Origin of the sequence: Mesorhizobium sp. M0207, assembly GCF_040321995.1 — a bacterium.
Classification (GTDB): domain Bacteria; phylum Pseudomonadota; class Alphaproteobacteria; order Rhizobiales; family Rhizobiaceae; genus Mesorhizobium.
The window spans coordinates 60,914-86,923 of the sequence record NZ_JAMYSQ010000014.1; the positions used below are offsets into that span (position 1 = coordinate 60,914).

30 protein-coding genes and 1 pseudogene are annotated in these 26,010 nt (G+C 61.8%); 5 read left to right on the forward strand and 26 right to left on the reverse strand.

The window, feature by feature from the left end; all coding sequences use genetic code 11:
• The first annotated feature begins 1 nt into the window (after position 1).
• Both NKJ15_RS19165 and NKJ15_RS19170 read left to right on the forward strand, forming a co-directional pair.
• On the forward strand, positions 2–1,408 hold the full coding sequence (locus NKJ15_RS19165) for a TRAP transporter large permease (RefSeq protein WP_352540079.1): 1,407 nt from the start codon (positions 2–4) through the stop codon (positions 1,406–1,408).
• Positions 1,405–2,454: an L-idonate 5-dehydrogenase gene (locus tag NKJ15_RS19170; RefSeq protein ID WP_352816810.1), complete on the forward strand. Its 1,050-nt coding sequence runs from the start codon at positions 1,405–1,407 to the stop codon at positions 2,452–2,454. Before NKJ15_RS19165 ends, NKJ15_RS19170 begins: the two co-directional genes overlap by 4 nt.
• A 189-nt stretch (positions 2,455–2,643) precedes the next feature.
• Here NKJ15_RS19170 and NKJ15_RS19175 read toward each other — a convergent pair whose 3' ends face one another.
• The 12 genes and pseudogenes from NKJ15_RS19175 to NKJ15_RS19230 all read right to left on the reverse strand — a co-directional run bounded on the left by NKJ15_RS19175 (position 2,644) and on the right by NKJ15_RS19230 (position 9,699).
• The gene (locus tag NKJ15_RS19175) at positions 2,644–2,952 is read right to left on the reverse strand and encodes a type II toxin-antitoxin system RelE/ParE family toxin (protein ID WP_352470553.1); all 309 of its coding nucleotides are present in this window, start codon (positions 2,950–2,952) and stop codon (positions 2,644–2,646) included.
• A gap of 21 nt (positions 2,953–2,973) precedes the next feature.
• Positions 2,974–3,211 (reverse strand): annotated as a pseudogene (locus NKJ15_RS19180) (CopG family ribbon-helix-helix protein).
• Positions 3,212–3,664: 453 nt separating this feature from the next.
• Complete coding sequence (locus NKJ15_RS19185; RefSeq protein ID WP_352540078.1) at positions 3,665–5,407, reverse strand: relaxase/mobilization nuclease domain-containing protein; 1,743 nt, start codon at positions 5,405–5,407, stop codon at positions 3,665–3,667.
• Positions 5,404–5,655 carry a hypothetical protein gene (locus NKJ15_RS19190; RefSeq protein WP_352470551.1) on the reverse strand — a complete coding sequence of 84 codons (252 nt, stop codon included), beginning with the start codon at positions 5,653–5,655 and terminating at the stop codon, positions 5,404–5,406. The genes NKJ15_RS19185 and NKJ15_RS19190 overlap by 4 nt, the downstream gene beginning before the upstream one ends.
• Positions 5,652–6,440, reverse strand: a complete 789-nt coding sequence (locus NKJ15_RS19195) for a lytic transglycosylase domain-containing protein (protein WP_352470550.1) — start codon at positions 6,438–6,440, stop codon at positions 5,652–5,654. The genes NKJ15_RS19190 and NKJ15_RS19195 overlap by 4 nt, the downstream gene beginning before the upstream one ends.
• Positions 6,441–6,702: 262 nt before the next feature.
• Positions 6,703–7,029: a DUF736 domain-containing protein gene (locus tag NKJ15_RS19200; protein ID WP_023674284.1), complete on the reverse strand. Its 327-nt coding sequence runs from the start codon at positions 7,027–7,029 to the stop codon at positions 6,703–6,705.
• Between the two features lie 44 nt (positions 7,030–7,073).
• Positions 7,074–7,634 carry a S26 family signal peptidase gene (locus NKJ15_RS19205; protein WP_352470548.1) on the reverse strand — a complete coding sequence of 187 codons (561 nt, stop codon included), beginning with the start codon at positions 7,632–7,634 and terminating at the stop codon, positions 7,074–7,076.
• A complete protein-coding gene (locus NKJ15_RS19210; RefSeq protein ID WP_352470547.1) occupies positions 7,631–8,062 on the reverse strand; it encodes a replication initiator protein A in 432 nt (143 codons plus the stop codon). The genes NKJ15_RS19205 and NKJ15_RS19210 overlap by 4 nt, the downstream gene beginning before the upstream one ends.
• Before the next feature lie 17 nt (positions 8,063–8,079).
• On the reverse strand, positions 8,080–8,370 hold the full coding sequence (locus tag NKJ15_RS19215) for a helix-turn-helix transcriptional regulator (RefSeq protein ID WP_352502580.1): 291 nt from the start codon (positions 8,368–8,370) through the stop codon (positions 8,080–8,082).
• Between the two features lie 125 nt (positions 8,371–8,495).
• Complete coding sequence (locus tag NKJ15_RS19220; protein WP_352470697.1) at positions 8,496–9,020, reverse strand: DUF2285 domain-containing protein; 525 nt, start codon at positions 9,018–9,020, stop codon at positions 8,496–8,498.
• A 46-nt stretch (positions 9,021–9,066) separates the two neighbouring features.
• The gene (locus NKJ15_RS19225; RefSeq protein WP_352452199.1) at positions 9,067–9,252 is read right to left on the reverse strand and encodes a transcriptional regulator domain-containing protein; all 186 of its coding nucleotides are present in this window, start codon (positions 9,250–9,252) and stop codon (positions 9,067–9,069) included.
• Positions 9,253–9,420: 168 nt separating this feature from the next.
• Positions 9,421–9,699 (reverse strand): DUF2285 domain-containing protein, encoded by a 279-nt coding sequence (locus NKJ15_RS19230; RefSeq protein ID WP_352816816.1) that lies wholly within the window; start codon positions 9,697–9,699, stop codon positions 9,421–9,423.
• 126 nt (positions 9,700–9,825) lie between these two features.
• On the opposite strand from NKJ15_RS19230, the gene NKJ15_RS19235 reads away from it, so the two are divergent.
• The gene (locus tag NKJ15_RS19235) at positions 9,826–10,041 is read left to right on the forward strand and encodes a helix-turn-helix domain-containing protein (protein WP_023674290.1); all 216 of its coding nucleotides are present in this window, start codon (positions 9,826–9,828) and stop codon (positions 10,039–10,041) included.
• Between the two features lie 193 nt (positions 10,042–10,234).
• On the opposite strand, the gene NKJ15_RS19240 is transcribed toward NKJ15_RS19235, so the two are convergent.
• From NKJ15_RS19240 to NKJ15_RS19255, 4 genes are all read right to left on the reverse strand, one after another.
• A complete protein-coding gene (locus NKJ15_RS19240; protein WP_352470544.1) occupies positions 10,235–10,564 on the reverse strand; it encodes a DUF736 domain-containing protein in 330 nt (109 codons plus the stop codon).
• An 848-nt stretch (positions 10,565–11,412) separates the two neighbouring features.
• On the reverse strand, positions 11,413–12,348 hold the full coding sequence (locus NKJ15_RS19245; protein WP_352470543.1) for an SLOG family protein: 936 nt from the start codon (positions 12,346–12,348) through the stop codon (positions 11,413–11,415).
• A 312-nt stretch (positions 12,349–12,660) separates the two neighbouring features.
• Positions 12,661–13,707: a DUF7146 domain-containing protein gene (locus NKJ15_RS19250; RefSeq protein ID WP_352816902.1), complete on the reverse strand. Its 1,047-nt coding sequence runs from the start codon at positions 13,705–13,707 to the stop codon at positions 12,661–12,663.
• Positions 13,707–14,018, reverse strand: a complete 312-nt coding sequence (locus NKJ15_RS19255; protein ID WP_352470542.1) for a hypothetical protein — start codon at positions 14,016–14,018, stop codon at positions 13,707–13,709. The genes NKJ15_RS19250 and NKJ15_RS19255 overlap by 1 nt, the downstream gene beginning before the upstream one ends.
• A 763-nt stretch (positions 14,019–14,781) precedes the next feature.
• On the opposite strand from NKJ15_RS19255, the gene NKJ15_RS19260 reads away from it, so the two are divergent.
• Positions 14,782–15,195, forward strand: coding sequence for an excisionase (locus NKJ15_RS19260; RefSeq protein ID WP_352470541.1), 414 nt, complete (start codon positions 14,782–14,784; stop codon positions 15,193–15,195).
• 8 nt (positions 15,196–15,203) lie between these two features.
• The gene (locus tag NKJ15_RS19265; protein ID WP_352470540.1) at positions 15,204–16,244 is read left to right on the forward strand and encodes a tyrosine-type recombinase/integrase; all 1,041 of its coding nucleotides are present in this window, start codon (positions 15,204–15,206) and stop codon (positions 16,242–16,244) included.
• 548 nt (positions 16,245–16,792) lie between these two features.
• Here NKJ15_RS19265 and NKJ15_RS19270 read toward each other — a convergent pair.
• The 10 genes from NKJ15_RS19270 to NKJ15_RS19315 all read right to left on the reverse strand — a co-directional run bounded on the left by NKJ15_RS19270 (position 16,793) and on the right by NKJ15_RS19315 (position 26,009).
• The gene (locus NKJ15_RS19270; protein WP_352470539.1) at positions 16,793–17,860 is read right to left on the reverse strand and encodes an ABC transporter ATP-binding protein; all 1,068 of its coding nucleotides are present in this window, start codon (positions 17,858–17,860) and stop codon (positions 16,793–16,795) included.
• Complete coding sequence (locus NKJ15_RS19275) at positions 17,860–18,648, reverse strand: ABC transporter permease (protein WP_352470538.1); 789 nt, start codon at positions 18,646–18,648, stop codon at positions 17,860–17,862. Before NKJ15_RS19275 ends, NKJ15_RS19270 begins: the two co-directional genes overlap by 1 nt.
• Positions 18,648–19,517: an ABC transporter permease gene (locus tag NKJ15_RS19280; RefSeq protein ID WP_352470537.1), complete on the reverse strand. Its 870-nt coding sequence runs from the start codon at positions 19,515–19,517 to the stop codon at positions 18,648–18,650. Before NKJ15_RS19280 ends, NKJ15_RS19275 begins: the two co-directional genes overlap by 1 nt.
• A 68-nt stretch (positions 19,518–19,585) precedes the next feature.
• Positions 19,586–20,647, reverse strand: a complete 1,062-nt coding sequence (locus tag NKJ15_RS19285) for an ABC transporter substrate-binding protein (RefSeq protein WP_352816823.1) — start codon at positions 20,645–20,647, stop codon at positions 19,586–19,588.
• A 39-nt stretch (positions 20,648–20,686) separates the two neighbouring features.
• Positions 20,687–21,673 (reverse strand): PfkB family carbohydrate kinase, encoded by a 987-nt coding sequence (locus tag NKJ15_RS19290; protein WP_352470535.1) that lies wholly within the window; start codon positions 21,671–21,673, stop codon positions 20,687–20,689.
• A complete protein-coding gene (locus NKJ15_RS19295; protein ID WP_352470534.1) occupies positions 21,670–22,728 on the reverse strand; it encodes an ADP-ribosylglycohydrolase family protein in 1,059 nt (352 codons plus the stop codon). Before NKJ15_RS19295 ends, NKJ15_RS19290 begins: the two co-directional genes overlap by 4 nt.
• Before the next feature lie 3 nt (positions 22,729–22,731).
• Positions 22,732–23,457 carry a GntR family transcriptional regulator gene (locus NKJ15_RS19300; protein ID WP_352470533.1) on the reverse strand — a complete coding sequence of 242 codons (726 nt, stop codon included), beginning with the start codon at positions 23,455–23,457 and terminating at the stop codon, positions 22,732–22,734.
• Positions 23,458–23,869: 412 nt separating this feature from the next.
• Positions 23,870–24,643 carry a hydroxymethylpyrimidine/phosphomethylpyrimidine kinase gene (locus NKJ15_RS19305; RefSeq protein ID WP_352816905.1) on the reverse strand — a complete coding sequence of 258 codons (774 nt, stop codon included), beginning with the start codon at positions 24,641–24,643 and terminating at the stop codon, positions 23,870–23,872.
• Positions 24,634–25,239, reverse strand: coding sequence for a thiamine phosphate synthase (locus NKJ15_RS19310; RefSeq protein ID WP_352470532.1), 606 nt, complete (start codon positions 25,237–25,239; stop codon positions 24,634–24,636). Before NKJ15_RS19310 ends, NKJ15_RS19305 begins: the two co-directional genes overlap by 10 nt.
• The gene (locus tag NKJ15_RS19315) at positions 25,236–26,009 is read right to left on the reverse strand and encodes a thiazole synthase (RefSeq protein ID WP_352470531.1); all 774 of its coding nucleotides are present in this window, start codon (positions 26,007–26,009) and stop codon (positions 25,236–25,238) included. The genes NKJ15_RS19310 and NKJ15_RS19315 overlap by 4 nt, the downstream gene beginning before the upstream one ends.
• Position 26,010 lies beyond the last annotated feature (1 nt).

Here is a 26,010-nt window from a genome sequence, read left to right on the forward strand (position 1 = left end):
GATGCTGCTTCTGGTCGGGGGCTTTCTTGTCCTGATGCTCATCGGCGTGCCGGTCGCCGTTTCGATGGCGGCCGCGTCGATCCTTTACCTCGTCATCTACGGCGTCGCGCCCGATATCATCGCGGCCCAGCGCATGATCGCCGGGGTGGAGAGCTTTCCGCTGCTCGCCGTTCCGTTCTTCATCCTGGCCGGCAACCTCATGAACATCGCCGGCGTGACCGGGCGCATCTATTCCTTCGCCCTTGCCCTGGTCGGCTGGATGAAAGGCGGCCTGGCGCAGGTCAACATCATCGGATCGGTGATCTTTTCCGGCATGTCGGGCACCGCTCTCGCCGACGCCGCCGGCATCGGCACCATCGAGATCAAGGCGATGAAGGACCACGGCTATCCTATCGACGCCGCGGTCGGGGTTACCGCCGCTTCCGCCACGCTCGGGCCGATCTTTCCGCCCTCGCTGCCCTTCGTCATCTACGGCATGATGGCCAATGTCTCGATTGGCGCGCTGTTCATGGCCGGCATCCTGCCCGGCGTGGTCATGACCGTGCTGATGATGATCACGGTCGCCATCTTCGCCCACAGGCGCGGCTGGGGCTCCGACACATCCTTCGAGCTTCGGCGGCTGGCCGAAGCTGCGGGCGAGGTGCTGGTGGTGGCTGCCTTTCCGATTGGCTGCTATGTGCTGGTGCAGCTTGGCCTGTCGATCAATATCGCGGTCGGCATAGCGCTGCTGGTGCTGATCGTGGCGGACTGGTATTTCGATTTCTCCGCGGTCATGGCGCTGATGACGCCGGTTATCCTGATCGGCGGCATGACGATGGGCTGGTTCACGCCGACCGAGGCGGCGATGGCGGCTGTGATCTGGTCGCTTTTCCTCGGGCTGGTGCGCTACCGCACGATGACGCTGCGTTTGCTTGCCAAGGCCAGCTTTGACACGATCGAGACGACCGCCTCGGTGCTTTTCATCGTCACCGCCGCATCGATCTTCGCCTGGCTGCTCACCGTCAGCCAGGCAGCACAGCTGTTCTCGAACTTCATTTTCGCGCTCACCGAAAACAAGTGGGTCTTCCTGATCCTGGTCAACATCCTGATGCTGGTGGTCGGCTGCTTCCTCGATACGATCGCCGCGATCACGATTCTGGTGCCGATCCTGCTGCCGGTCGCCGCCGTCTACGGCATCAACCCTGTGCATTTCGGGCTGATCATGACGCTCAACCTGATGATCGGGCTTTTGCACCCGCCGCTCGGCATGGTGCTCTTTGTGTTGTCGCGCGTTGCCAAGCTCTCGGTTGAGCGCACCACCATGGCGATCCTGCCGTGGCTGGTGCCGCTTATCGTGGCGCTGCTTCTGATCACCTTCATACCCGCCATCACGCTTTGGCTGCCGACCGAGATGGGCTTGATCCGGTGAGTGGCCAGGCGATTGCCGCGACGCTGTTCGGCCCGCAGGACCTGCGCGTCGTGGAGCGTCCGCTTGAACCGCTGGCACCAGGTATGGTGCGGGTGCGCTTTGGGGCAGGGGGCATCTGCGGCTCCGACCTGCATTATTTCCGCCATGCCCGTACCGGCGACTTCGTCGTCACTTCGCCGCTTGTCCTCGGCCACGAAATCTCAGGCGAAATCGTCGAGATCAACGGCGCCGCGCCCGGCCTCGGCATCGGCGACCATGTCGCGGTCAATCCGTCGCGCTGGTGCGGGCGTTGCGCGCGATGCCTGGAAGGCCGCGCCAATCTCTGCGAGAACATCTATTTCATGGGCTCGGCATCGAAGACGCCGCATATGCAGGGCGGATTCGCCAGTCTGTTCGACGCCACGCCCGCGCAATGTTTCAAGGTTCCATCTGACGTGGCCTACCAGGCGGCCGCACTTGCCGAGCCGTTGGCGGTCAGTCTGCACGCCGTCGCGCGGGTGGGCGACGTCAGGGGCCGCAACGTCGTCCTGTTCGGTGCCGGCCCCATCGGTCTCTTGACCATGCTCGCGGCCAGGCTTGCCGGCTGCGCTGAACTGACCGTCGTCGATATCGCCGCCGCGCCGCTCGCCTTCGCCCGCCGGCTTGGCGCCGACAGGACGATCGACCTTTCCGGCGGCGACGCCGAACTCCAGGCGCTTGCTGCCGGGGATTCGCTTGATGTCGCGTTCGAGATTTCAGGCACTGCCGCCGGCCTTGCCGCGGCGATCGCCAGTGTCCGGCGCGGCGGCACGGTGGTCCAGGTCGGCAATCTTCCCGGTGGCCACATCGCGCTGCCTGCCAATGCAGTAATGGCCAAGGAGATCGACCTCAAAGGCACATTCCGCTTCGGCACGGAGTTCGGCCGGGCGGTCGATCTCATCGTGTCGGGGGAGGTGGACGTCCTGAAGCTGATGACAGCGGAGCGCACGCTTTCTTGCGCCACCGATGCCTTCCGACTTGCCGCCGACCGTTCACAGAGTGTCAAGGTCGTGCTGACCGCGGACTGAATCGTGGTTCTTGCCAGATCGTTAGCAGCCATAACTCATTGCGAACGGACGAAACTCAGAACGTGCTCGACGTATATGCTCCCACCCAGGTCTCCGGTTAAACTCGGGAGCAATACCCGGCAGCTTGCTGTCAAAATTGTTGGCAGCAAATCCGCTCGCGATTAAAGCCCCTTCGTCGCGAGATTTCGTTCAGTTCGGCCATTCCTCGTCCTGCCAATCGCGCGCTGCGTGGATCACCCGCAAAATTGAAATGCTTTCTCGGCCGCCCTTGGCGGTCACGGCATAAGCGATGATGTAGGGCAGGCGACTCATAGGCTTTTCATAGGTGCCGGATACGCGGCCGGGCCGCCCGGTTGCCATTTCCCCAAGCGCGGCCCCTGCGTCCAGAATCCGGTCTGCTGCCAGGCGCGCAGCGCGCGGATTATCCTGCGAAATATAGGCGATCTGTTCCTTGATGTCGTCCAGCTCACCGCGAGACCACTGAACGGCTCGCGTCACACCTTGCGGCCCGTGCCGGCATCAATCGCGGCATACAATTTCTGCCATAGCCCTATCATGGGACACGATGCGCCCAGCTTCGACATCAGCAAGGCCGCGCTTGATACCTTCAATGATTTCAAGCTCGCGATCGACTTACGCTGCGACGGCTTCACCTGCGAGGAATGACTTGCTACGCCGGGTGTCGGTTTGCGATCCGGTCGAGCTTTTCCTTTACATCGGGACTGACGCGAATTGTCATAGTGGTGCTAGCGGCCATAGCGGTGTCCTGTGTTGATCGGTGTACACCTTAGCACAGAGCGCCGCGCTGGTTCATTATCCCCTGACCGCCGAGCCGACGATCGAATCCACAAAGAAGCGCTGCAGCAAGACGAAGAGCACCAGTGGCGGGAGCACGGCAAGCGTGGCGCCAGCCATCACCAGTCCCGTGTTTAGAGCGCCTCTGTTGTAGCTGAGCAGGCGACTAAGGCCGATGACGATCGGATATTCGTGTGCATTGCCCTGTAGAACGGTCAGCGGCCAGACATAGCTATTCCAGTGATAGACGAAGGCAAACAGCGCCAGTGCCGCGATTGCCGGCGCCAGACTGAATCGAGGATGCGCAAAGTCCCTGTTTTTTGCGAGGCAATCGGCGCTTCACTGTGCAGGTACAAATAGAATGTGCGACCGTGCTGGCTTCCCAGCATCAGGATAGAGCATACGCCTGGAACCTTCATAGCCCGATGCCGCGCTTCTTTCCCAGGTTCCAATCCACGCCCCCCATATCCGAGCACACGACCCCGATGACTTGATTACCCAATCGCTTTTCGAGCGACGGCGACCAGGGCACGAGCTTGAATTCGAGTCCATTGTCGATCATCGCGAGCCGGCCTGAAGCCAGCGAGAAACGCCGCCGGTAAATCCCAGCCACATGATCGCCGTTGGCAGCCTTCGAGAACGAGAGGCCCGTCTGGGCGGCGAGGCGGGCACCGAGCGATTCCACCTCATGATCGTGTAAAGTATCGATCAGATTGCGCACAAGAATGACGCGCTGTCCCTCGCGCTTGGCCAGATCGCGGCTGACAAGGTGGTCGACCCGATCTTGCAGTGCCTGTCTTACGTCCCTACCAAAGCCGCCGTCACCGAATTCGGCAGGCTCGCGTGCAACGAGTTGGCGATCGAGCCAAGTCGCGCCGGAAGCATGGACCTGCTGTTCGATTGACAGGTCGGAGCGGACCGCGAGCGTGACCCGGCCACCGCCATTTGCACTCGCATCGCGGCACAACTCCACGACCGAGCCCGGGTCGGAGTCTCCGGCCGCATCAGGGTCATCGAAGCGAATGTGGTGCGTGCGTCCATCAATGCCATCGACGATGGCATAGGCCGCGCCGCGCCGTTCGTCATAAAGACCGCGTTCGAGCAGTCGGCCGATCACGGGCGCATCAATCCTTTCGGCGGCTAGCACATAGTCGGCCGTCCCTTTTTCTAGCCCATGCACAGTGAGGCTGCGGTGCATGCGCTTGATGATGTCGCCGCGTTCACCGAGGGCGCGCAAAGTGGGCTCGGCCTGTTCGACCACTATCCACTGGCCGGGACGGATCTCGTTCGCGAGGCCCAGGCTTTCCAGTTGCCGCAGCCGGCCGACTTTGAGCCCCAGGAACTCGTCGGGCCGGCGATCAGGATGTGGCGCGAGATCAATGATACCATGACGGTCGGCGTCACGAACAAGCTGGCGATCGAGCTGCGTCCAGCGCTCAGTGTCGACCTGGCGCTCGATGGCCCGGCGGATGTCGAGGTCCATGCGGAGCCCAAGCGTCTGGGTGAGAATGTCGCTCGCCCGATCGCGCATGCCCTGGCGGATGTAGTCCCGCGAGATGACAAGGCTCTCGCCATCGTCGGCAACGCCGCGAACGAGGATGTGAACGTGCGGATGTTCGGTGTTCCAGTGATCGACGGCTATCCAGTCGAGCCTCGTGCCGAGGTCGCGCGCCATGTCGGCCATCAGGTCACAAGCGAAGTTCTTGAGGTCGCCGAGCTCCATTGCATCGTCTGGCGAAACGATGAAACGGAAGTGATGCCGATCATCCTTGCAGCGGTCGCAGAAGGCGTCATGATCTGCATCTTTGGTGTCGGGACCGAACATCCTCGCCTTCTCACCATCACGTGTAACACCTTCGCGGCGAAGATATTTGAGATGGGTGGCGAGTGGCCCAGACCCTCTGAACTGCCGTACCACACGGGTCTTGACGACGGCGCCGCGTGACCGGTCAGAGATGAGGCGACTGGCGCGGATGCTCGCTGACCTGCCGCGGCCAAACGTTGAAGCTCGCGGGGAGGTGATCCGACCCTGGCGTGTAAGGTGACCGCCGGCGCGCTGTGTGGCCGCAAGAGCCTGGAAGATGAAGGGTCGTGCGCGCTGGCCGGCGCGGGAGCGGATGCGACCAGGGCGGACGCGAAAGCTATCGTCACGCTTCATGCTAGACGGCCACGAGGTGCGGTTTCCATTGAAACACTGAAAAATTGGGAATAGCGCACATCGCTGATTGTGCCAGCACATTGCGAAATGAGACGAAAATTGTAAGGAAAACAATCGGCCGAACCGAGCCGCACCTCGCGGCCCTTTATCCTGCCAATCTCTCTGTTCTCATCCACAGCCAACCCTTCCGCCGGAATTTCCGCGACGGAACAGGCCGGAATGCAATTGAGGAGGAACGTGGCGATCATTGCGATATGGCTAAAGAGGGCTGAGCGAATAGGCCGGAACCAGCGTGGTTCGATTGGAAATCGGTTTCACCCGGCTGTGGCTCGATCGCGGTCAGGTCCGCAACAGGATTGCCCATTGGCGACCGCATTGCAGACGAATGAATCGCCGCAAAGATCGTCTCGGCATAACCATTGCCATCCGATGCAGCGGCGTTCCGAATGTCATGGGGATGCGGAAAGATCGTTGCACGGAGTGAGCTGGCTCTGCCCCTTCCGTGCCGCGCGCGCCGCGGAGTGAGAACTGCACCATCGAGCAGCGGCGCAAGTTTCCTGACGTAGTCGACCGTCTCGCGTGGCAGCGGACGGCCGGTTAAGAGATGTTCCGTGTACCGACCAGGACCGGCATTGTAAGCGGCAAGAAAGCCGCTGCGCCCGAAGCTGTCGAGCATTTCGCGAAGATATGCTGCACCTGCAAGAATGTTGTCACGCGGTTGATACGGATCGTCACCGAGACGGTATTTGATGCGCAGTTCTTGCCACGTCGCCGGCATGATCTGCATCAAGCCCATTGCGCCCTTGCTTGAAAGCGCACGAACATCGCCGACGCTCTCAACATGCATGACGCCGCGCAGCAACTGCTCTGGAATGGCGAAGCGTTTTGACGCTTCCCGGATATGCCGCGACCACGGGCCAGCCGACAAGATCGTCGACTCGGAGTGCGCCGGCCGTTCACCAGCAGAGGAAGCCGCTGCACCAGTTTCGGGCGCCACGAAGCCGAGCATCACACATGCGGCAAACGTCGTCATGCCTCTGTGGGCTGCGTCCCGCAGACCGCAGAACCGATGCGCCGCCAGCCTGCGACGGTGTTCGCTTCCGTTAAGGGCAGGGGCTCGCCAATCGAACCGGCTTTGCCAAAATTGTGATGAAATCGGCGTCCGCAGCCACAAGCAAGTGTCCGGCCCCCTCTGGGCTGCCTCGCGGGCGGTCGGGTCGAAGGGTTTGACCGGCGCGCAATGGATCAAAAGGGTTGGCGAGAAAGATTCGTCGAAGGGCTCCAGAAGCATCTGTTCAGCCTCGCCCGTCGCGCTTCGATGATCGGTTCCAGTGCAGGCTCCAGACGCTGTTCTCTGCATCGGACCGGAACAGCTTGGCGCGGATCGGCTGCGTAAAGGACGGGTCGTCAATTGAGACGGAGAGGTAATCCCCAGCCTTGTCTCCGGCGCGGTCCCAAGCCGCACCGACCGCCATCCCTTCGCAATAGATCAGATGGTCGGGCGCGTTTTCGGTTTTGGATTTCTCGGCAGGCAGGATGGCAATCTTCGCCTCGATTGTTAGCGTGGAGAGATTGCCGAAGAAGCCGTCATCATTGCGCGTGAAGGTTCCGATCTGGGTCATTGCAGTGCTCCTTTCTGAGTGTTAGTGCGCGTCGAGCCGAGCCCTCACGGCTCGCTAGCGAGGGGATCGTTGGTGATATCCAGTACCGGAGTGGTGCGCTCCGTGGTCCAGACTGGAACCGCGCGGCCAACTATCGATGAGAGCGGGAGCGGGCCGAAATAGCGGCTGTCAAAACTGTCGGCTGCACCCGGGTTCATAAGGAAGACGTCGGCCTCGGCAACGTCGCGGCAGCCCTGCCAGATGGGCAGGGATCGACCACGACTGTCACGCTCGCGCGCATGTCCATACGTCTTGCCGTTGACGATGATCATTGTGCCTTGGCGACAGACGGTTGCGCCCCCGAGTGCCAAAACATGCTTGAGGAGCGGCACATTTTTCGGCAGATAGCCGCGTCTTGCCATGAAGGCCGCCAATGGCTCGGGCGGCATGATGACGGCGATATTGGCAATACCGATTTTGTCGGCCGGCTGGACGCGATAGAGCCCGACGGGGATGCTCGCCGATGCGTTCCAGATGGACAGCGGCGGATGGCTAATCCATGCCGGCGCCGCGGCGAGCACTGCGCCGCCAACCATGGTGGCGATGATCTTTGTGCGTTTGCTCATGACTCGATCCCGGGGCGCAGCAGGAAAGCTTTACGACGCTTGCCGGTGTATGGACTCGGCTGCTCGCGTGCGGCTATCCGGCTGTGGACGTGCCGCCGTTGACGCGGCGACATGAAGGTCAGGATTTGCTGCTGTTTCGCCGCTACCAAGCGGCGCGGTTGCAATCTCCTGGCTTGCGCGTGGATGGTTTGCGACGCAGCCCAGACCAGGATGGCAGCGTTCCAAATCGTTCCCATGCCGTGCACACTTGCCGCCTCAACGCAGGTCGATTCTTCGCCCGCATGAGGGTGGATCGGTGTCAGGCGGCGGGATTTCACCAATAAGACGAGCTGCCGCGCCACGACGTCCCGCGTGCCGCGTGGAGGGAAGCCGGTTGAGGGGACATAAGACAGCGCAAATTGCTGCTGAACGGTCTCGCGATACTGCATTTTCGGTGCGCCACAGATCAGGAGCTGCGGTCGCGCCGGCCGACATAGGCGGGCGCGCGGGCTGCATGGGGTTTTGCCGGCGGAACATAGGTCGCGTTGGCATCGCTGGTGGAGGTGCGTGCGCCCAGCTCTATCCAGGCGTGCAGGTCGTTGATGTCGTAGAGAACGCGCCCGCCGACCTTCCGGTATTTTGGGCCGGTGCCGTAGGTCCGGTGCTTTTCGAGTGTGCGGACGCAGAGCCCGACGATGGGTGCTGCCTCCTTCGTGCGCAAATACTTTTGGGGCGCGTCCGCGGGACCCTTCGACATCGCTCGATCTCCATTCGGTTCTGCTGTCGTCCTGGCCTGCCGGGACGCGCGAAGTGGACCATGATCGAAATGAGGAAAGGCGAGGGAGGGCAAAGATTGGGGGGCGCGTTTTTGCTACCCCTTTGCTATCCCGAAGAAGGACTTCGGCGGCCGGACTTTTCGCTGCGGTTGTGGGGATAGAAGAGAAGATCGCGATAGCCGCCGGCGACTAAAAAAGCTGCACGGCGTAAGATAGCTCGGACCTTGTGGCGGAGATGATGATCACGCCAATCTCGCGGCACAATCGGCTCTTGCGAAAACAGCACCTCCGCGAGCTGACGATAGGTTGCACCCATGCGGTGACCATCATGTGCGCGCAAATTGAGGATATGCCTGGTCTTGGTCTGTTGCGGCAGCGCGCCGTAAGATGAACTTCCTGCCCGGCCGTTCAGTGCGCGCCAGAACCGGCGCGCTGCATCGAGCCGCGTCTCGAATGCAGCGTCGAGCGGCAGAAGGGTAGCGTTGAATTCACCGGCGCGGTCATCAGCGACGAGATGACTTTTCCCAATTAAGGTAGACCAAATAATGTGAAGGCCTTCGTCCTGCGGCCAAACGCTGGCTCCGGCAAGGCTGGAAGGTCGAACTGTTTGATGGGATGTAGATACCCGCATGACCCGGAGCACGCGCGGCGAGGCCTGTTCCGTCCAGATGATATTGTCAGCTTTCGGAAGTCCGGCACCGGCAGTTTTGAAATCGCGCGCCCCAACGGGCGGCGAGATCGGGCTGACCGGCAGGTTCTCCAGAACCAGCGAGTTGCGATGCAAGCTGGCTGCACTCTGCCACGAATTCGTCATTCCGGATCAGATACTCGGCAGCGAATTCCGTAGCCTGGTAGCTGCACATGTGTGCATACGCCGCCGGATCGGTCCAATCGCCTTGCACTGTTCCTGTCCTCTCCGCGTACCCGGATGTGAGGCGTCGGCGTCAACATTCCCGGCGGATAAGGAAGTTGAATAGTTGGAGAGTCGACAAACCATTATGCCGACTCAGCAAAGTGGAGCGCCGGCCGCGTCAGTGCGGAGCGCCGCCAGCGAGAAGATATCGGTAGCCGCTGGTCGTTATCCATCGCGCGCGGGCAAGATGGGTTTCCCAGGACCGGAACGCTCGTTCCGGCTCCTGCTCCGGGTCTATATGCAAGACGATCCTGGCCACCTCTCGCCAATCGGCATCTTCCGCCGCCGCGTCAAGCAGGCGAATGTAGGTGAGCAGACGCTCCTCGTCATAGCCGATCAGGACCGAGGCATCCGGCGCAATGTCGGCGACATCAGGATCGAGCAGCGGTTTAAGCATGGTATTTGACCGTTCATATTTCGATCGCGATCTCGAAGGAGCCGTCCTTTAGATCGAGCACCAATCATAGCGAATAGGAACGATCATTCCTAGAACGATAGTTCCCTTTCTGGTCCCTAATCCGCCATGAATCTCAAGGAGATCATGGCGGCCAACATGCGTCGTCTGCGCCATGACCAGAACGTGACGCAGGAGGAACTGGCCGCCCGCTCTGGACTGAGCATGCGTTACGTCGGATCGATCGAGCGCGCTCGGGTCTCGGCCAGCATCAGTGTTCTTGGGAGGATCGCAACTGCGCTGAATGTGGACCCATGCGAGTTGATCAGAAAATCGGCACCGTGAGTTGACGCGGGAAACACCTCGAATTTTCGATGATCGGCGAGGCGACATGCAGGAATGAAGTCTCCAGTCGCGAACACGACAGGTAGTCGCCCCGAAGTCCGACGGAGCTCGTTGCGCAGCGACTGCGCTCATCTTGTCGTGAAAAGGAGGACGGCCCCGCCCTGTTCGTCCGGGCGGAGCCTTGGTCGGGGCTTTACTCCGCGTTGCGGCGGCCGTTGGGGCGGGACCAGATGAGGCTGTAGTCTTCGCCTTGCTCATCGTTGAAGAGGTTGGCGTAGATCGGAGCGGTGAAGCTCGGATCGTCCAGCTTCAGGCCGAGAAAGTCGCGGCCTTCATTGGAGCGCTTGGACCAGGCGGCGCCGATCTCGACCCGCCCGACGAAGACACGGTGACTGGGGGCGTTGTCGCCAGAGCGGTTGGCCTCGGGGACGATGCGGACGTTCTTGGCCTGGAGCGAGAGGGTGACGATTTCGCCGGTGAACTCGTTGTTGCCGGTCCTCTTGAAGCTTCCGATTATCGCCATGAGTTTTCTCCTTGAACTCTGTTTCGAGCCCGCACCATTGCGGCCTCAATGGCGATCGGCGGGCCGCAGGCGATCGACGCCGCATCGCTTGCGACCGCAGCGCCAGCGGAGGATGGCAGCCAAGCGACTTTGTTGTTTGGCGAGGAATGACGGCGCAGCTGGCAGGGGAAGAAAGTCGATTGGCGCCATTGCGGCTTAGGCGATCGAGGCGCAGCCGACCTTCGGCCAGATCAGCCCATTAGAGAGGCCGTTTGGAGCGGCCCACCAGATAGAGACATCAACGGAGAACCTGGCGATACCGTCGCTGGCGAAATCCTGGCTACGATGGTCACCGGCGTCGATGCTCCTCTGTACAGGCATCGCGAAGTCGCAAGCTGTTGTCAGCAACGCGCATAAGACACGCACGTGATGGTTCAAGTCACGGCTGACGTGCACCACCGGATATGCGCTATCTTTAGAACGGGTCGGAACCCCGTGGTGGATTCGAACTGTGCGTCGCGCGATGCCGTGTCAGCGACGACGCTAACAATGCGACGGGCAAAAAAAGCATCCTGCCCACGCCGGTTGTTCGGTGAGTTCGCCCAGATCCAGGCCCTGTTCGGTTGAACGGGCGTCGTTATTCGCAGCTGTGATGCCAGCTGCGACGCAGCTGAACGTTGACGGCAAGCGTGACGGCGTCGCGCGCCTTTGCTAGGGCGCGGACTTGAGTATCGCAAAAAGACGGGCGGCGCAGGAAGCCGGAGATCGGGCATCCCGGGCCAAGCACTCCAGCGAGCTGCAAATACAGTACCCGCTGCCCGATCGCGGCCGTATCGCACAATCGAAAAAAGGGTAGGGGCGGGCAGCGCTTACGTGCCGCCTCCCTTGGGGCGGAAGTCGAGGACTGGGATACCGAGCTTCTTTGCCTTGTCTGCAAGATTGTCCTGAATTCCGGTCCCGGGAAAGACGATGACGCCTATCGGCAGCGCCTCCAGCATTGCATCATTGCGCTTGAACGGGGCGGCTTTGGCATGCTTTGTCCATTCAGGGGCAAAGCCGATTTGGGGTACCTTGCGATGGTCTGCCCAACAGGAGGCGATCTTTTCGCCACCCTTCGGCGATTTCCCGTGCATCAATACCATGTCGGGATGCCTGGCGTGGACCTGGTCGAGCTTGGCCCAGATCAGCTGGTGGTCATTGAAGTCGAGCCCAGCGGTGAAGGCGATTTTCGGGCCAGGTGGCAGAAGGACTTCCTGCGAGGCGCGTTTCTTGGCGCTGAGAAAATCGCGGCTGTCGATCAGCGCAGAGGTCATGTTGCGATGGTTGACTATCGATCCGCTGCGCGGTCGCCAACTCGATCCGGTGTGGCGCTCGTAGTGCTCCGCGGCCTGATCACGCATCAGTTCGAAGGCGCTTTGGCGTTCGATCAGCGTCTGCCCTTCGGCCGTCAGGCGTTCCAGCTCGACGGATTTCACTTCGCTGCCGTCCTGCTCACGCTGGCTGCGGCGCTGCGCCTGCTCGTTGTGATCGAGTTCGCGCTCGATCCGATCTGCGGCGCGGTGAAAGATGTTGACGGTCGACCACAGAAGATCGTCGAGATCGGGCTCGAGGCGAGTGTCTTGCAGTGCCACGATGAGGGCGTCGAAGATGTCGGCGATCGCGCCGGCGACGCAGTGGCCCTCTGGAAGCGGTCGAGGATCAGGCTCATCCACGAAGGGACGGTAGCCATAGAGCTGGAGTTCGGTGAGGACGTGGTCGATGGGTGAAGACGAGTGCTGTGGTTCGTAGTCGTCATGCTCGCTCATTGGATGCTCCGCCGGTTGGACCGCGACCCTCGCGGCCTTCATGGCGACGGAAGCCGGCGGACGGGACGGACCTGCACCCGCAGCGAAGCGAAGGGCCGGAGTGTCAGCGGAGGAGGGTGAAGGCCGGCTATTTTGCTTCGCGATGGAAAGCGCTCCCTTGAGGAGCGTGCCGGAAAATAGTCGGCCGGAGACATTGCGGGTCCGGGTCGTTTGCTGGCCGATCGCCCTCTCGAAGGCCCGCAGGCGTGGTTCTCTCCGACTTCAGGAGCATCCAGTGATGCAAGCGACAGCGGACAGGCTGTTCGTTCCGAGTTATCCCGCCACTGCCATGAAACGGGCGATGTCCTGCGGGGCGAGCTGAACACGGACTGCTGCTCGAACGGCATCCACGCCTAGCGTACAGAGATCTTCGTTGAGGTCCCCAAGTGCCGGCGAGAGCACGACCGGCTCGATCCCGGCAGCATTCGCTCTTTCGATCAAGGTGTCACGCGCGCCGTTACCGGCTGGATCGGCGTCACGCACGATGTAGAGCCGTCTCAGCGTGAGGGGAAACAGCATGGCAGCAAGATGAGCGGCCGAGAGTGCCGCTGCCATAGCCATATCGGGCAGGATGCACCGAAGCGACAAGACGGTCTCGATGCCTTCGCCGCCCGCCATGACGTCGCCCGGCAGGCCAAAACGAACCGCGTGACCGAGAAGATCGCCCATCGCGCGCCTCGGCGTATCGACCGGTGCCTTGCCCCTGCCGGAAGGATCAAGCCATGTGCGATGTGCGCCAGTCAAATGGCCGTCGAGATCGGTGACGGAAGCGATCATCGCCGGCCAGGTCTCAGTCGGCGCTTGTTCGTCGGGCCGGTAGTAGCAGCGCGGGTGAAAACGCAGGCTTCCGGTCCCGTGCAAAGCGGTAATACTGCGGTTGTGCAGATACGCCTCTACGACCGTACCCGCAATCGGCTGCGACATCGCAAACAGCCGACGCGCTTTCTCCGACATTTCCGACGGCGCGGCCAGCAACTTCGACCGCATTGATGTCTGCTCTGGTCCGGGATGCGGTAGGCCGAGAAACGTTATTGCCTCATGGGCAACGTCCCTGAAGTCGCTCAAACCGCGGCTTTCGCGGATGATATCGAGAAGATCGCCATGATCCCCGGTCGCCGCGTCAGTCCATTTGCCGGCTGCGCCCTTTCCGCACTGCGAGCCGACGAGCCGCACGAACATAGAGCGACCCGGCGTGTTTCGGACATCGCCAACAAGCCAGTAGCGTCCCTCGCGATGTCCGTTCGAAAGATAGTGGCGACAAACCGCTTCGGCCTGTCGGCCCAGGCGGTGGGCCAGTTCGGACGCGTCGTGTCGGGGCATCATGCATCCTCCCGCGAGTCGATGCGCTGATAGCGCTCCAGCAGCTTGCCCAGAATTGCGGGTTCGGGCGCCTGTGGCTCAGTGGGACTGGCCGACCCTGCGCGAATCTCGACGGCAAGGCGCTCGATGCAACCACTGGTCGTCTTGCGCACGAGGAGGTGCGAGTGGGTCGTCACTTCAGCTACGAGGTCAGGTAGGTCCTCGATCCAGATGTCAGCCTTGACGCGGACCTGGGACATGGAGAACTCCACGTTCTTGAAGGCAATGTCTCGCGAGGACAGAAGGGTAATTTTCTGAGGGGTAGTCGCCATCGGGATGTACTCCGAGACGGGCAGTCGAGAGCCTCTCTCTCGACCTTCAAACTCGTCATGGAGATCCCGGCACTCCTCGTCCTCTTGTGCTTGGCAGCCAACCGAGGTTGTTGCGGGGTAGCAACTCAGTGACGGTGTTCCTGTTTCCAAACGCGGCTGCATACAAACGTGCAGCAGTAGCGATTAAGGACCACAGCGCGGCGATGAACGACGAGCGGGGCCGGTCGCCCCATTGGAAGTATCTAGGTTCTTCATCACGCCTTCGGCGCTGTGGCGTGCGACACCGAGGGCATGCGGCTGAGTTCGAGAGCGAACAGAGCGCTTTTTGCGACGGGAAATCGATTTGGACGTGGTTGGTCATCACGGGCGGCCTGCCGCTAATCGTCGCCAGCAATGACGCTGCCAGCCAAGAAGCGAAGGAGGTACTCCGCTGCCCTGCTCGCCTGAAGGCGGCGCGGCGCGCGCGGGCGTTGCGACGCAATAGGCCCTTCGGCCGCATCGATACTGAAACGATGGTCGGATCCCTTTAGGAGTGTGTCTGGCCGGACTGGAAGCAGAGGCCAGCCATAGATTTGTTGCGCAACCACTCCGATTGACAGGTCGAAGGCGCCTCTTCGCCGCAGCACCTCCGGCGGGCGGTTTTCGCAGCCGGTTTTTTGGAGAAGAGTTCTCCGGCAGGACCGTGTCCAGAACGGCGAGACAGGACGGAGTGCTCAACGAGGTCGGCGAACAGCTCAGACCTAAGAACTGCTGAGGACTTCTTATGAAAATCCCCGACCAATTCGACGAGACCACACCACTGCGCGTCGAAATCGCTGCGCGAATTGCCTTTCCCGACGGCTCGATGAGCGCAGCAGGCCTACGCAAGGAACGTGACGCCGGTCGACTTGAAACGGAGCTAATCGCCGGAAAGGAATACGTCAGCTTGATGGCAATCGCGAGGATGAGGGAACTATGCCGCGGACTTCGAAAGGGCCACGCCTGGTATGGCGTGACGAAAGCTGGAAAAAAGATGGAACGCGCCGAAACAAAGCTGGATGGTTTATCCGCGATGGAACCAGCTTCATCAGCGCTGGCGGCGGCGAAAAAGGCCGTCCAGGAACTGAAGCTGAAAAGGCGCTCGCCGCCTACATTGGAAGCAAATACCACCGAGCGCGGGGAGCCGAGGACGTCTTAATTGCCGATGTGGTCAACCTCTACCTTAAAGAGGTTGCACCGAAGCACGCGACACCAGAAGAGACGGCGGCTCGGCTGGATAAGGTCCTTGATTACTTCGGGGAAAAAACTCTCGCCGCCATCAATGGCAAACTCTGCCGCGAGTACGTTGCGTCGCGCCCCACCGAAGCCGCGGCGCGCCGCCAACTCGAGGATCTTCGTGCCGCCATCAACTACTACCGCAAGGAGGGTTATACAACCGCCGCACCGGTCATCACCCTGCCAGACAGGGCCGCCGCCCGCGAACGCTGGTTGACCCGCAGTGAGGCGGCCGCACTGATCTGGGCAGCTTGGCGAATGAAGCAGACATGGAAGGGCCAAGAGAGTGGCCGGCGCACTGGGCGACATCTCGCGCGCTTCATCCTCGTCGCACTTTATACAGGAACGCGCTCGGCCGCAATCTGCGGTGCCGCCATACGCCCAACGAAAGGGCGCGGTCATGTGGACCTAGACCGCGGTATCTTCTATCGCGGTGCCACCGGCGCAAGGAAGACCAAGAAGCGCCAACCCCCTGTACCGTTGCCCGAGCGGCTGCTGGCGCACCTCCGGCGCTGGGCGCGCACTGATCTTCACATCGAGACCAAATCGCGCGGCAAAAGTGCGAACATCGGTCGCAAGATATCGCAGGATTTTGTCGTGGAATGGAATGGAAAGCCGGTGCGGTCGATAGACAAGAGCTTCAAGACGGCGCGCGAAATCGCCGGCCTAGGGCCCGACGTTACTCCGCACGTGTTCCGCCACACCGCGGCGACTTGGATGATGCAAGCCGGCACCGATATGTGGCAGGCTGCGGGCTTTCTTGGCATTACAGTGGATGTCCTGATCGAAACTTACGGCCATCATCATCCTAATTTCTTGGCAGACGCCGCCGAGAAGATCACGAAGAAGCCAGTTTTCTCCAAGTCGCCGCAAACCGTTCCGAGTATAACTCAAATCGCAAGACACGAACGCGGTGTGCTCATCCCACAGGTTTCCCACAGAAACGGCGAAAGGAAACGCGACCAGTCGTGAGCGAACGTGGCGAAGGAGCCCAGGAACAATAACGACTTGCTGGTAAACCCACATCGTTCGGGACGATGGGATCGCACGTTCAAAACTGCCATCCGCACCCCGCTCAAAGGTCTACTCCGGCTCCCCAGGGCGCGTGCTCGCAGCCGTGCCTTGGATCGGTTTGCCGGGTCCCGAAAGCGACATTGAATGTGGGAGGATTAGAGGCAAAGATCGTGATGCCTGGCTTGACGGAGGCTTGTCTTCGAGGCCAATGAATACGCGCCTGGCCAAATCTCAAAACAGCAGCAAACGGCGCACTAGCCGCAAGCCCGGCGCACCGCTTCTGAGTGAAACTGTCAATCGGCAAGACCTTGGCCATGCCAACCATGTCGTTGTCCATCATCATTGCCGGGATCGGTTGCTCCGGGCCGCAAGACCACCAAAAAACTGGCATGGTCTCGTAGGCGGGACGTATCGGCGTTTCTGGCGCGGACCTCAACCAGGAGGTCGCAATCTTTTGCCATCACAAAAGCCCCATCTGAGTCGGTCAGTGGTCCATCTCTGGCCTGCTACCCCGCGACGATCAAGACTGTGCTTTCCGGCGACCAATGCAGCACGACATCCTGACCTTCCGCCAGCCTGACAGCGCCGGTATTCTGCACAATCACCTTGAGCGTCTGGCCAGCACGCTCGACAAAGTAGGTGCTGCTATTTCCGGCGAAGATGCGCTTCGATACCTGGCCTCGCAGCAGATTCGCGTTGGCCGCATCCGGAGCCTCGGCATCGGTGAAGATGCGGATGCGTTCGGGCCGCACGGCGCAGCTTGCCTTGGCCCCAGCGGCAAGCTTGGTACCCGAGCCGACGGCAATCGCTGTGCCGTCCGGCAGCCGGATGCCGTTGCCCGTGCTGTCGCCGCGAAGGATGTTGGCGTCGCCCAGGAAGGTGGCGGCAAACTCACTCGTCGGCCGATCGTAGATCTCCTCGGGCGAGCCTTCCTGCACCAGCTTGCCATCGCGCAGAATGCCGATGCGGTCGCTCATCGTCAGCGCTTCTTCCTGGTCGTGGGTGACGAAGATGGTGGTGATGCCGATCTCGCGCTGGATGCGCTTGAGCTCGATCTGCATGTCGACGCGCAGCGCCTTGTCCAGCGCGCCGAGTGGCTCGTCAAGCAATAGCACGCGCGGCCGGATGACGATCGCGCGAGCGAGCGCAACCCGTTGGCGCTGGCCGCCGGACAGCTGATGCGGCCGGCGGCCGCCGAGCCTGCCGAGTTGCACAAGGTCGAGTGCGCGCTGTACCTCGCTGGCAATCACCGCCTTGGGCTCGCCGCGCACCGACAGGCCAAAGGCGACATTGCCAGCAACGCTCATGTTGGGAAATAGGGCGTAGTTCTGGAACACCATGCCGATGCGCCGTTTTTCGACTGGCACCCGTTCGACGCTCTCACCACCTATGGTGATGCGGCCGGAATCGGGAAAGTCGAAGCCCGCGATTTGTCGCAGCAGCGTGGTCTTGCCGCTGCCTGACGGCCCGAGCAGGGCATAGAAGCCGCCATCGGCGAAATCGATAGACACATCGTCCAGCGCCTTGTGCGTGCCAAAACTGCGCGATACATTCGATACCTGCACGCCCGCCATTATTTCTCTCCGCCGAATTTGAAGAAGCGCGCTGTCAGCAGCATCAGCGCCATCGACACGACAATGATGATCGTCGAGACAGCATTGATCTCGGGCGTGAAACCTTTGCGGATCGCGGCGTAGATTTCGACCGGCAGCGTCGTCTGGCCGGGCGTCGACAAGAAGTAGGATACGACGAACTGGTCGAAGGACACGGCGAAGGCGAACAGCCCACCGGCAATGACGCCCGGCATGATCCAGGGCAGCGTGACGCGGTTCGTCAACTGCCATTGATTGGCGCCGAGCGAGCGCGCCGCCTCTTCCAGCTCGTGCGCGAAGGTCTGCAGTCGGGCCGACACGACGACAATGACGTAGGGAAGCGCAAGCGCGACGTGGCCAAGCAGGATGGCGAACAGGCCGCGCCCAATGCCGACGCCGAAGAAGAAGATCAACATCGCCGTGCCGGTTATCAGCCACGGAATGGCGATTGGCGGAAACAGCAGCGCCTGCAGGAATTTCTTGCCGCGAAACTCATAGCGGTAGAGCGCAAGTGACGCCGCCGAGCCAAGCACGACGCAGATGATGGTAGTGATGACTGCGATTTCGACACTGTTCCAGGTGGCTGAGATAAGCTGGTCGTTCTGCCACAGCGAGACATACCATTCCGCCGTCCATTCGAACGGCAGCTGGTAGAAGGGCGAAACGTTGAAAGACATTAGCGCCATGATGATGATTGGCACATAGAGGAAGGCGAGCAATAGCCAGATGTAAAGGCGGCCGAGCCATTCGAGAACACGTGTCGTCGCCATCACGTAGCCCTCCGCAGCACCGGCGAGGCAACCGCCAGGATGACCAGCACGACGGCCAACAGGATAAAGGAGAGCGCAGCACCCAGCGGCCAGTTGAACACGGCGACGAACTGGTCCTCGATGACAGTGCCGTAAAAGGTGCCGGTACGGCCGCCGAGGATGCGCGGTTCCATGAACGAACCAACAACCGGGACGAAGACGAGCGCTGCGCCCGCCACCAGCCCCGGCATCGACAGCGGAATGATGACTCGATTCAGCACCTGCAGCCGCGAGGCGCCGAGCGAGCGCCCGGCTTCGATTAGCGAGTCATCGATGGCCTGCAGGGTCAGATAGCAGGTCAGCACCATGTAAGGCACGTAGGAGTGCACCAGCCCGATGATTACGGCCGGATAGGAATACATTAGGTCGATGTTGATCTTGAACGGCAGGACGGCGTTGAGCGCAGTGTCGAGAATGCCGCCTTCACGCAACACCATCGCCCAGGAGAAGATACGCACCAGCCCGTTCGACCAGAACGGCAGGATGACGAGCAGGAAAATCGCCTCTCGGGTGCGGCCTTTCAGCACCTTGGCCAGCACATAAGCGGCGGGATAACCGATGACGATGCACCACAGCGTCACCTCGAGGCCGAGGCGCAGCGAGGCCAAAAGCAATGTCAGATAAAGGCTTTGTGAAAAGAAGGCGGCATAGTTTTCGAGCGTGAACGCCCACGGCTTTCCCGACAGCGGCAGGTCGGTCATGAAGGAGAAGAAGACCATGGCTGAGAGCGGCAGGAAGATCGCAACCGTCAGCCAGAGATAGGCAGGCGCCAGCAGTGGCAAGGCCGATCTCAATCCGCTGCGCGACGCGGCCGCAACCTGTGCTGCCATGACATCCACCTCCCAGGATGGGGAAGCATCAGCCGACATGGATGGTCGGCTGATCCCGGCTTCTGCTGTTACTTCACGTCGACCTTGAGCTGCTGCCAGAGCGACAGATAGGTTTCGCGCTGGGCGTCTGTGATCGGCGCCTGGAACTGAATGCGCTTGGCGACTGCCGGGTCACCCATCACCTTGCGGTTGAACGCATCCCCGGGAAGTGCTTCTACAGCCTTGGTGTTGGCGGATACCGGGGCTCCGACCTTGGTGACCCATTCGACATAGAACTTCGGGTCGATCATGTAGTTGATGAAGGCCTCGGCGCCGGCGACATTCTTGGAACCGACCGGAATTGAGAAGGCGTCGAGCCAGGCGACAGCGCCCTCCTGCGGGATCACGAGCGAGACCGGCAGCTTGAAATGGGTCTTGGCGCGATCGGCCGAGCCGCTCCAATAGGTGCCGATGTCGATCTGGTTAGAGGCAGCCATCTGGTTCCAGTCGTTCTCCGAGCTCCAGAACGTCTTGATCTGCGGCATCAGCGAGGTGAGCTTCGCCTTGACCGCCTCGATATCCTTGATGTCGTTGATGTTCTGGCCGGTGGCAATGGCGCCGAACTGAACCGCCTCGACGGCATCATCACGGATGGTGACGCGGCCCTTGTGAGCGGAATCCCACATTTCGGCGATGCTCGTCGGCGGCTTATCGAAGGATTTTTCATTGATGGCGAGCGCCGTCAGCCCCCAGACCCACGGCACGCCATAGACCTTGCCGTCATGGACGAGCATCGGCGATCCGGCCTTGTCCTTGCTGATGTCGGGAAAGTTCGGCAGCTTGGACGTGTCGATCGGCTGGATCAGCTTTTCCGCCATCGCCTGGTCGTTGAAAGCGGCGTTGATCATGACCACATCGTAAAGGCCGGGATTGGTCCTGAGCTTGGTCAGCATCTCCTGTTCGGAATTGAAAAAATCGTTGACGACCTTGTGGCCGGTCGCCTTCTCGAAGGCTTCGATGGCCCACGGCTCGTCGGCGCCGTAGCCCTTCCAGTTGAGTACGTGCACCTCGTCGGCCTTGGCGGCAAATGCGAGTGCGGAGGTGAAGACGGCGGTCGCCGTCAGCAGGGCAGTCAAGTCGGGCATGCGCATGTTCGTTCCTCTCTGTGTTTGCCCGCTTCCCGGGCTTTGTCAGGCTGTCGGGCGTTTGGCCTCTTGCTTCCGGCCATGGAGGCCGATCGGCGGACCGCCGGCATGGCTTAGGAATGTCTGGATTTCGTGGTCGGTCGGCGCTGATGAACCACCGTGGCGGGTGACGGAAATGGCCGCCGCCGCATTGGCGTAGCGCGCTGCTTCAAAAGGCGGCGCGCCGCGCGCCAGCGCACTGACGAAAGCGCCGATATGGGTGTCGCCGGCGCCATTGGTGTCGATGGCGTCGACCTCGAAGCCGGCACTCGTTTGCGCCGAGCCATCGGCCAGCCGTATGTGGCAGCCTTTCGCTCCGGCGCGAATAACGACGCCGACGGCCTTCGGGGAGTGGTCGCTAAGAAGCCGTGACGCGAGTGCCTCGACGTCGCCCGGACCGGCAATCGCGGCCGCTTCCATCCTGTTGCAGCTCAACCAGGTGGTGCGGGCGAGTATCCGAGGCAGGATAGGGCGGGGAATGTCGACGACGACAGGTGTCGGGTCGAGGACAAGCGGTGTGTCGGCCGGAAGTGCCTCGATCCAGTCGACAAGCGCGTTTCGGCTTCCCGGATAGCTAAGCGTATAGCCGGAGGTGAACACCCAATCCCCCGGGGCGACCGAGACGGGCGCCATCATGTCAAGGCTGAGCAAGCTCTCCGCACCAGGCCACGAGACGAAGGTGCGCTCGGCATCGCTGCTGATCATGGCGACGCAATTGCCGCTGTCCATGACGGGCGATGGCGTCGTCAGCGTCTCGATCCCCTCATTGGCTAAGGCCGTGCGCAGGAAGTCGCCATTGGGTCCGCTGCCGAGCTGGCCGCCGAACACCACCTTCATGCCGGTGCGGCTGGCCGCGACCATCATGTTGAAGCCGCCGCCGGCGACTTGCGTGTAGCTCGACGCCGTCTTCTCCGTACCCGGCGCCGGCAAGGCGTCGATGCGGTAGACATAGTCGACCACCGCGCTGCCGACATGGACGAGACGCCCACTCATGCCGCCGCATCCTTGCCGGGACCCGTCCTGTCGGCACGGCGCTTGGATATACGGGCCGCAACAAGGTCGGCGGTGAGCGCGCCAACCGCCGCAATGTCGATGCCCTTGAGGTCTGCAATGCGGTTCTGAGGCAGTCGGGAAAAGCCGGTGCAGGCGCCGGCCACGCCGGTCGCGATGGCGCCGATCGTATCAGTGTCGCCACCGAGATTGGCACTGATCACCGCCGCTTGCCAGGGATTACCGCCGGCGACTTCCAGCACGGCGAATGCAGCCGGAACGGACTCCTGACTGGCGACGCCGGTGCCGACCAGATCGGTGATCAGCCGGATCGCGTCCTTCGTCGCCTTGCCGCGCACAAGCTCCTGCCCCCACCCAATGCGCGCGGCAATGTCACCGCCGGTCACCCAATGGCCGAGCGTTGCTCCGCACCTCGCCGCGGCGATGGCGCTGTCGGAAGCGGCGCGCCAGTCGCCGCCGGCGACGCCGCGGCTGACGGCCGCCGCAACGGCGGCTGCGGCCGCAATGGCAACCGAGGTGTTGTGCGTGGCCCGGCAGGTCTCGGCAACTTTGGCGACCAGCGCGTCCAGCGGCTCTGGCGGCATCATGATGCCGACCGGCGCAATGCGCATGGCCGCACCATTTGTGTCGCCGCTGCGCCCCGCTTCCTCGGCCGGCACGCCATTGTTGATGGCGTCGATGGCGCGTTTGGTCGATGGTCCCAGCAGATCGTAGCTGCCGCGCGCTTTGACGTCGCGCTCCCAGTCGAGCAGCGCGTTGACCCACCGCGCATGATCGAAGCGGTTACCGGATTCGACCAGGATACGGCCAAGCAGAAGCGCCTGTTCGGTGTCGTCGGTGATCGTTCCAGCGGGAAGCCCCTTCGACACCGGATGGTCGGCGAAAGGAGCAATGAAGCCCTCTACATGGGCGTAGAGTTCGGCAATCCGGGCCGGCGACAAAAGCTGCGTCGGCATGCCCAGCGCATCCCCCAGTGCCCCGCCGACAAGCGCCCCCATGGCCCGATCAATCATATTCCCGGTGTTGTCGTCCGGCATCACTCAGAACCTCATATGCAGCGCAAAATGCGCCGGGTTGAGCAGGCTGGTCACATATTCGATCGGCCGGTCATCGGCGGCGCGGGTCAACCGGCGACCGCGAAGGAACGGCGTGCCTTGCGGGCAACCGAGGATTGCAGAGTCCTCGGCGTTGAGCATTTCGATGCCGACCCATTCCTCGCCATGGTCGGGAATGAGGCCCGCGCCGCGCAGCGTCTGGTGCAGCGAGCCTTCGCGCAGGCCGCGCAACGGCACGTCCTCCAGTTCCGGCGACAATGGCAGGCGGCTGCGCTCGATGGAGATGGCGTGGCCGTCGCTGGCATTGGTGCGCACCCGGTCGACAGCGATGAAAAACGGGTTTTCTATACCAAGCAGTGCGGCAAGACCGGGGTCCTCGATCACCTCGAGCCGCAGCGTCCGCGTCTCGGCGTTGGCGCCGGCGTTGGCGAGCGCCCGCGACCAACCGATGGAGTCATCAACGGGCTTGCCATCGAAGGTGACGAAAGAGCCGATGCCGACCTTGGTGGTGATCAGCCCGCGGTTGGACAGTTCCTCGAGGCCTTTGCGGACGGTGTTGCGGCTGACGGAGAAACGCTGGACGAGCTTGTTCTCGCTTTGCAGCCGGTCGCCGAAGCCGAGAACACCGGAGCGGATTTCATGTTCGAGAACGGTGGCGATCTGTTCGGGCTTGCCCGTGCCGGGAGACAGTTGAACCAAGCGCCGCTTCATATGGGTACCTGTTCAGTGATCCTGTATAATCCTGTTCATATCACGGCAGGCTTGTCAACGAGTGCCGCATGGAGCAGTTCGTGATCCCAAGTCCGGTTCAACAGGACGGCATAAGGAGCGTCAGCCTAGCGCCGCCGCAGCCGAGACGCGGGATCGACCGCTCCCGTCGAGGGGCATCGTTTAGCAGGAGCTCGCGACCAAGGTGAATTCCAGGATCGCAGTCGGATGGGGGGAAAGGATGCCACACAACGCACTAGATACGGCGCACGACGGCCGCCTCGCCATCGTTGATCTCGCGGTCGCCGCCTGGCGAGGCCGTCAAACTACTCCTGTCGAGTGAGGTGAATTACGAGGGGAAATTACCAGCCCGGACCCGCGAGAGGCAGGCGTTTCTTTCGAGAGTTGGAAAATTTTACAAGCTTCGTCGGTCTGCTGCATTCTTCTTAAACATGGCCAAGACAAGCCGCTTGCCTTCGCGCACACTGTCTTCGAGCGGCTTCGCCTTCGCCAGATGCGCCGCAATCGCGCTAGCCAGCATGCAACCCGTCCCGCGCATTGATGCGACAAGACGAGGTGCGTCGAAGCGGATTGGTTCTTGATCGGAACGCAACAGAATATCGGTTGATCGAGGTCCTGATGCGTGGCCCCCTTTGATCAGCAGGCCCGGCACGCCGGCTGCCAGCAATTTCCGTCCCAGTCTCACCGCGTCGCTCTCGTCGGCTGGCGGTTCCGCACCAACAAGGAGCGCCAGCTCCAGGAGATTGGGGGTCACAAGGCAGCAAAGCGGCATCAGGTCGCGCCTCATGGCAGCGATGGCACCTGCTTCCAGAAGCCCCCGGCCGGAGCTCGAGGCCAGCACCGGATCGAGCACTGCCGGCACCTGCGGATTTTCGCGCAGCACGCCGGCAATGGCAACGACGATCTCATCCGTTGCGAGCATGCCGATCTTAATTGCCGCCACCTTGTTGGCCTGTAGCGCGGCGCACATCTGATCGGCCACAAGATCGGGCTGCGAAGGATGGATTTCCATTACGGCTTCGTGCGTCTGCACCGTCAGCGCTGTGACAGCCAGGCAGGTGCGCACGCCAATGGAAGAGATCGTCTCGATATCACGTGCAATTCCAGCCCCACCGCTGGGGTCTGATCCGCCGACCACGAGCACATGCGGTTCTCGCCTCAGCGCCATGGCTTTGTCTTTTCGATCCATTCTCGCGTGCGCGCTTCGGGATCGGCATTCAACGTGATGTCGGTGACCACCGCCGCGCTGTCCGCACCAGCCTCGAAGACACCGTCGAGCCGGTCGGGGTTGAGGCCGCCGATGGAGACCAATGGGATCGGCGCCACTCGATGCTTCCACTCGCTGATCCGCTCGAGCCCTTGCGGCGCCCATTTCATCTGCTTCAGGATGGTGGGATAGATGGGGCCGAGCGCGATATAGTCGGGCTCGGCAGCGATGGCCGTTTCCAGTTCGAGATGATCGTGCGTGCTGAGCCCGAGCTTCAATCCGGCGTACTTAATCGCCAGCAGGTCGGCCGCAGCCAAATCCTCTTGGCCGAGATGGACGAAGTCGCAGCCTTCCTCAATGGCGAGCCGCCAATAATCGTTGACGATCAGTTGGCAACCATGGACCGCGCAGACGCCGTTCGCGCGGCGGATTTCCGTCCGCAGCGTGGCCTCGTCCCTATCCTTGATGCGCAACTGAACCAGCTTGACGCCAAGTGGCACCAGCCGTTCGATCCAGGCGGCGCTGTCGACGATCAGGTAGAAGGGATCGAGCTTCATGAGAAAACCGCCCTGCCGAATGTTGGTGTCGATGGCACCGCGACGTCGCGGGGTTCGAGCATCCCCGAGCTGAAAGCTTCTCGACCGGCGTCGACCGCCTTGCCGAACGCACGCGCCATGCCGACCGGATCGGCCGCCTTGGCGACCGCTGTGTTCAGGAGCACGGCATCAAAGCCGAACTCCATGACTGTTGCCGCGTGCGATGGCCGTCCGAGACCAGCATCCACGATCAGCGGGACATCAGGGAAATGTCCGCGCATCGAGCGCAGCGCCATGATGTTGACCGGCCCGAGGGCGGAACCGATCGGTGCGCACCAGGGCATCAAGACCTTGCAGCCCGCCGCAAGCAGCCGCTCGGCGACGACAAGGTCGTCGGTAGTATACGGGAACACCGCAAAACCGTCCTCGCACAGGATGCGGGCGGCTTCGAGCAGACCGAACACGTCCGGCTGCAGCGTGTCGTGGTTGCCGATCACTTCGAGCTTGATCCAGGGCGTGCCGAAGACTTCGCGCGCCATTTGTGCGGTCGTGACCGCTTCGTTGACGGAGTGGCAGCCAGCAGTGTTGGGCAGGATTCTGACACCAAGCGACCGGATCAACGACCAGAATTTTTCGCCAGCCCTGCCGCCTGCCATTTCACGGCGCAACGAGACGGTCACCACCGAGGTGCCCGATGCCCTGACTGCATCGGCAAGGATGGCCGGCGAAGGATATTGAGCGGTGCCGAGAAGCAGGCGGGAGGGAAGCGTCGTCCCGAGAAGATCGAACATG